Raw genomic sequence first — 5,322 nt, 5'->3', positions numbered from 1 at the left:
CCCCCGCCGAGATCGCCGGCCAACGTGTCTGGGGGCATGCCCCCAGACACGTTGCCATCCCATCAAACAACCATCATGAAGGAGCGAGACTCTACCTCTGACTGGTAACAATCAGGGGAGCACGTCATCGGATCAGCGCGCAGATCGAAGACCGCCTCGATGTAGGCATATTTTACATTCCGACCCGGCCCGGCTGCGCGCTTAGGCGCGCTCATCGAGAGCATTTTCTCAACATCATCACGATGAAGATAAATATCAGCGGGGAGGGACATGGCGGTCGGGAAACGCATAACCATTGCCCTATCCTTGCTATGCTCGGAGAACAGGAAATAGCGTAGTCTACCGAAAAACTGCCTGCGGTTGAGGCGAATCCGTTTTTTCCGGAAGCCAGAGAAAAAATAGGCCTGCGGGCCGTCCACCTTCTGCAAGTGCCCCAGCACTTCGTCAAACAGGCGGTCTGATGCGTGGGGCAATTCCAATGGAGCATCCGGCATTTTCAGGCCATATTGGTATGCCTGCCGCCAAAGGTGCGGTGTAACTGCCGCTGTCAGCATGGCCAAGGTGAGGCCGAAGAGAAGGTCTGTCGATCCTGAGCGAAGCGAGATCACCAGACCGATTAGTAACAAGACAGCCAGAAACCCAAAGCAGCTACTGATCGCGAGAGCAAGATTGTAATACCAAGAAAAAGGCGGCTTGATCTTGTTGAGAAGCGTTGCGTTTTTATCCAAACCCTCGTCCAGATCATCGGACCTGACCTTCGCCAGCACCTTCCAAAGTGGAATATCGTCAACATCGTCACCGTCGGCGAAAACCTTCCATCCTTCATCGGTACTGCTTGTCATCTGTTTCCGCTCTCCCGCAATTCCTCTAGATAGTCGCTCCACCACTGCGCCATTGCAACACGTTCGGCCCAATAGGCTGACTGGTTATAAATGCGCCGGATTTCGCCCGAAACCATGTGAGCTAAGGCACGCTCGATGGCATCGGGGTTCCATTTGCCGGATTCGTTCAAAAGAGAAGATGCGGACGTTCGGAAGCCGTGCGCCGTCATCTGCTCCTTAGTATAACCCATACGTCGCAACGCGGCGCTGACCGTATTTTCGGAGATTGGCCGTGAACGGCTTCGGACGGATGGAAACACGTATTTCCCCTTCCCGGTAAGCCCCTCCATAGTTTTGAGGATTTCCACCGCCTGCCGCGATAGTGGCACCGCATGGGGCTGCCGCATTTTCATTTTCTCGCGCGGAAGCGTCCAAACGGCTTTTTCAAAGTTGATCTCCCCCCATTCCATTTGCCGCAGTTCACCAGGACGCTGGAACAGATGGGGCGTTAGTTTCAATGCGTTCATCACTGCCGGGTCGCCAGAATAATCCTCAATGGCGCGCAACAGAGCGCCAAACTCCGTTGGTTCAGTGATAGCTGCGAAATGCTTTACCCTAGGCTGGATCAATGCGCCTAAAAGCATCTGGGCCGGGTCACGCTCCGCTCTTGCCGTAGCGGCGGCATAACGGAATACCCGACTGGCAAACGAACGCATCCGCTTTGCCGTCTCGTACTTTCCCCGGCGTTCCTGATTCTTCAATTCATGCAACAATTCGGAGGGACTTATCTCCGCCACGGGCCTTCGCCTAATTTCGGCACTGAACAATTTTAATACCCACCGATATTTCTCAAGGGTTCGCGGTGACACACCCTCCTTTTCCCGCTTGGCTATCAGCTCCTCGGCAACTTTTGAAAAGCTGTTCTCGGTCCGCATGGCCGCTTCGATACGCGCTTGCCGCTTGGCATAATTGGGATCAATAGCATGTGTCAATTGTCTGCGGGCAGCATCACGGGCCGCGCGCGCCTCAGCCAGCGTAATTTCGGGATAAGGCCCTATCGCCAGTTTCCGCTCAATGCCATCGATGCGATATTTGACGCGCCACAGCTTGCTGCCCCTTGGATTGACCAGCAGATACAATCCCTGTGAGTCCGATACCTTGTAAGGCTTTGCCCTTGGTTTGGCATTGCGGATCGCAGTGTCTGTCAGCACGTTGGGGGCCTCGCTTCTGCTGGGGCCAAGTCGAGCCCCCAAATTGAGCCCCTACCATCCATGATTAATGGCAATCAGGGGCATCCGCTGACAATCAACGAATGCCTATAAACTAGCGGAAAACAGGGATTTTTTCAACTATCTGCGCGTGTCGGCAGACAGGATTATGGTAGCGGAGGAGGCGCTATAACTTTCGTCTCAAGCAATTTCAGAGCGTCTCCAACTACTCTGTAAAATCAGTGATTAATCTTGTAACGTGTTCGCGGTCGGTCGCCCTGAATCGCCTGAAATCCCGCTGAAATGTGGGAACGATTGTGGGACCAAATACCCCCGTTTTTGGCGGTATGAATCCCTGACAGGGACTCGAACCTGATGGCGCTGACAGTATTGAAAGTGAAGAACGCGAAGCCCGGTCGCCATGTCGATGGCAGGGGCTTGTGCCTGGTCGTAAAGCCCAGCGGCGCGCGCACCTGGGTGCTGCGCATGCAGTTGAAAGGCCATCGCCGCGACTACGGACTAGGATCGGCCCACGATGTTTCGCTGGCCGATGCCAGAACGGCGGCAGCCGAATTGCGCCGCCAGGTTCGTGACGGCTTCGATCCTGTTGCCGAGCGGCGAAAGGCGCGGAAGATCATACCGACCTTCGAAGCCGCAACCCGCACGTGTCATGAGACCCTGGGTGACGGATGGAAGGACGGGCATCATGCGCGGTGGCTGTCCGGTTTCGAGCGCCACCTTTTTCCGCGTATCGGCAAGAAGTCGGTCGACAAGGTGGATAGCGCCTGCGTCGTAGAGGCATTGTCTCCGATATGGCTGGAGATACCGGAAACAGCCCGCCGCTTGCTCCAGCGTATCGGCGTGGTGCTCGATTTTGCGCATGTTAAAGGCTGGGTGCCCGAAGAGGTATCGCTGCGTTCGGTGCGTAAGGGCTTGCCGCGTCAGAACGACAAGCGCGGGCATATGGAGGCAATGCCCTATGCCGATGTCCCGGCGTTGATACAGAAGCTTGCCGCTGCCGCCCCGACGACCGGGCGCGACGCGTTACGCTTCACGATCTACAACGCCGTGCGGTCCAACGAGACGCGGCTTGCGGTATGGACCGAGTTCGACCTCGAAAATGCGGTGTGGACCATTTCCGGCGAGCGGATGAAGGCAGGCGAAACCCACGTCGTGCCACTTTCGGCACCGGTTGTAGCATTGCTGCGCAAACGCTGGGATGAGCGGACCAGCGATACGGGCTTGGTCTTTTCCAACGACGGCAAGAAGCCGATCAGCGACATGACCATGACCAAGCTTCTGCGCGACGATGGTTTCGCCAGCATCACGGTGCACGGGTTCCGATCCACCTTTACAGACTGGGCCGCCGAATGCACCGACTTCCCCAAGGAGGTTGCTGACAAGGCCCTCGCCCACAAGCTGCCCAACAAGGTCGAAGCCGCTTACCGCCGAACCGATTTCTTCGAGAAGCGCCGCAGCCTGATGAAGCAATGGGCGGATTATCTGGGCAAAAGCGCTCCGGCAGCGAATACGGCGGCAGCCGAGCCTACTTCGGCTCGCGCTGCCGCATGACCAATCCGTGCAGACTGGCGGTCGTGATGCGGGTGGACTTGCCGAGCTTGATGGCCTCGATCTCGCCCGAAGCAATCAGCTCGTAGAGCTTGGTGCGACCGACGCCGATCATGTGTGCGGCCTCGTTGACCTTCACGCAGATTGGCTCAACCGAAGACGGCCCTGTCACAGCGGCGCGCCCTCATTGCGGTACGCCACAGGATCGTCGATCCAGCGGTTGACGGCGGATTCCCGCCAGCCCGCGCCATGAACGCTGATCTTCACCTGGGACGGAAAAGTCCCTTCCGCAATCTTTCGGTACATAGTGGAGCGGGAAAGGCCTGTGCGGGACAGGACAGTTTTCAGGCGGATGATTTTGTCATTGTTGGACATGGGACTTGCTTCCATTCGTTGGCAGTTACTGGTTGCCCCTGACGCAAGAATTGGTTGCCCAAGTGCTTGGCGCAAGGCAGTTTCCGAGCAGACAGGTCCACATCGCAATCCCGGATAGAATGAAAAAGAGAAGGATAGGCACGGCTACGGACGGATAGAGAAGGTCACGGACGCCAACACCGTGCGGCCTGAGGCGGCGAGTTTTTTTGCCATTCCCCGGCGGAGAAGCTGATTCACCTACCACGACTGCTCCGGTGACGGAGATTTGCGCAAATATTGACGGCGTTTGCGCGCGAATCGCGCAGATATTGGTTCAGCTTGGTGCGCAATCGAGTTCTGGTCTTTCGGGCTGCCGATTGGCATGTTTCCCGGATGACCAATGCTTTGCCGATCCGACTTCCCTGGCCACCTGACTTCCCCGATGTTGTCATCCATACCGATGTCCGCACCCGTGACAGGCATCCCGGCTACGCTGCCGCCAAGGCGGGGGATGCTGAGGCGGCTCTCATGCTGGCATCCGATCTACTGTCGCCAGATGGAATGGTGAGTCTTCAGGAGATTATCGGCAATCGACCTACTCTGCTCCTGCCGGTCGTGGCAGACGAGCTAACGGGCTTCAACGCGATCCCCGATGCGATGGCGCAGGTGTTGGGCAATGAACTTGGCACCCCCGTCATCGCCGGTGAAATCGTTCAGACAAACAAAGTCGGCCATACCCGCGCCCCGGCGTTTCAGCGGCTGGTTACCCCGGCGACGTTCGAGGGGCATGTGCAACCGGGCGCAAACTACGTGCTCGTGGACGATCATGTTGGCCTTGGCGGTACGCTCGCCAACCTGCGCGGCTACGTCGAGGCACGCGGCGGAGAGGTCATCGCGATCACGACCCTGACCGAGAGCCGGGACGCACGCATAATTTCATTGCAGCCCACAACCCGAATTGTGCTATGGGAACGTCATGGCCAAGCACTTGACGACCTCTGGCAAAGCCAATTCGGCTATGGGATCGACTGCCTCACGGAAGTCGAAGCCCTCAACCTATGTCGTCAGCACTCAGTTGCCGCCATCGAGGATTTCCTGGCTAAGGCAGCAGTCGAAGCACGTGGCCGAGGTCTCCAGACAGCGGTTGAGCCGGGCGACTGATAGCTAGGGTCATTTTTGCCCGGTTGCTGTCAGGTATCCTAGCTTGAAATGCCCGTTAGCGCTTGCGGGATGTCACTAACGCATGTCCGTCGTCAGAACATTCGGCACAGATCGCGGCTTAGATTAGCGGAGGGCGGACCTCGTCTGGGGTTGGGTTTTATGCGGCGAGCTTGCGGTGTTGCAAGCGCCGATGTTCGATGGTCTGTCGT

At 57.3% G+C, this 5,322-nt stretch carries 6 protein-coding genes; 2 read left to right on the top strand and 4 right to left on the bottom strand.

Going from position 1 to position 5,322, the window contains the following annotated elements:
* Window positions 1-62 precede the first annotated feature (62 nt).
* The gene (locus LQ220_RS24610; protein WP_230190603.1) at window positions 63-842 is read right to left on the bottom strand and encodes a hypothetical protein; all 780 of its coding nucleotides are present in this window, start codon (window positions 840-842) and stop codon (window positions 63-65) included.
* Window positions 839-2,032 (bottom strand): site-specific integrase, encoded by a 1,194-nt coding sequence (locus tag LQ220_RS24605; protein WP_230190602.1) that lies wholly within the window; start codon window positions 2,030-2,032, stop codon window positions 839-841. Before LQ220_RS24605 ends, LQ220_RS24610 begins: the two co-directional genes overlap by 4 nt.
* A 372-nt stretch (window positions 2,033-2,404) precedes the next feature.
* On the opposite strand from LQ220_RS24605, the gene LQ220_RS24600 reads away from it, so the two are divergent.
* The gene (locus tag LQ220_RS24600) at window positions 2,405-3,601 is read left to right on the top strand and encodes a site-specific integrase (protein ID WP_230190601.1); all 1,197 of its coding nucleotides are present in this window, start codon (window positions 2,405-2,407) and stop codon (window positions 3,599-3,601) included.
* On the opposite strand, the gene LQ220_RS24595 is transcribed toward LQ220_RS24600, so the two are convergent.
* Both LQ220_RS24595 and LQ220_RS24590 read right to left on the bottom strand, forming a co-directional pair.
* Window positions 3,576-3,737: a helix-turn-helix domain-containing protein gene (locus LQ220_RS24595; RefSeq protein ID WP_230190600.1), complete on the bottom strand. Its 162-nt coding sequence runs from the start codon at window positions 3,735-3,737 to the stop codon at window positions 3,576-3,578. The two genes, LQ220_RS24600 and LQ220_RS24595, sit on opposite strands and share 26 nt — an antisense overlap.
* A 29-nt stretch (window positions 3,738-3,766) precedes the next feature.
* Window positions 3,767-3,973: an AlpA family transcriptional regulator gene (locus LQ220_RS24590; protein ID WP_230190599.1), complete on the bottom strand. Its 207-nt coding sequence runs from the start codon at window positions 3,971-3,973 to the stop codon at window positions 3,767-3,769.
* Window positions 3,974-4,345: 372 nt separating this feature from the next.
* On the opposite strand from LQ220_RS24590, the gene LQ220_RS24585 reads away from it, so the two are divergent.
* Window positions 4,346-5,113 (top strand): phosphoribosyltransferase, encoded by a 768-nt coding sequence (locus tag LQ220_RS24585; RefSeq protein WP_230190598.1) that lies wholly within the window; start codon window positions 4,346-4,348, stop codon window positions 5,111-5,113.
* Window positions 5,114-5,322: the final 209 nt, after the last annotated feature.

The sequence above is a fragment of the Sphingobium sp. CECT 9361 genome, from assembly GCF_918741285.1.
GTDB lineage: Bacteria > Pseudomonadota > Alphaproteobacteria > Sphingomonadales > Sphingomonadaceae > Sphingobium.
The sequence above is the reverse complement of the archived record's forward strand: the minus strand, read 5'-3'. Positions and strand labels throughout refer to the sequence as shown.

Excerpts from the sequence above, each read along its gene's own strand:
- LQ220_RS24590 (WP_230190599.1), bottom strand. The coding sequence starts at position 3,973 with ATGTCCAACAATGACAAAATCATCCGCCTGAAAACTGTCCTGTCCCGC.
- LQ220_RS24610 (WP_230190603.1), bottom strand. The coding sequence starts at position 842 with ATGACAAGCAGTACCGATGAAGGATGGAAGGTTTTCGCCGACGGTGAC.
- LQ220_RS24585 (WP_230190598.1), top strand. The coding sequence starts at position 4,346 with ATGACCAATGCTTTGCCGATCCGACTTCCCTGGCCACCTGACTTCCCC.
- LQ220_RS24600 (WP_230190601.1), top strand. The coding sequence starts at position 2,405 with ATGGCGCTGACAGTATTGAAAGTGAAGAACGCGAAGCCCGGTCGCCAT.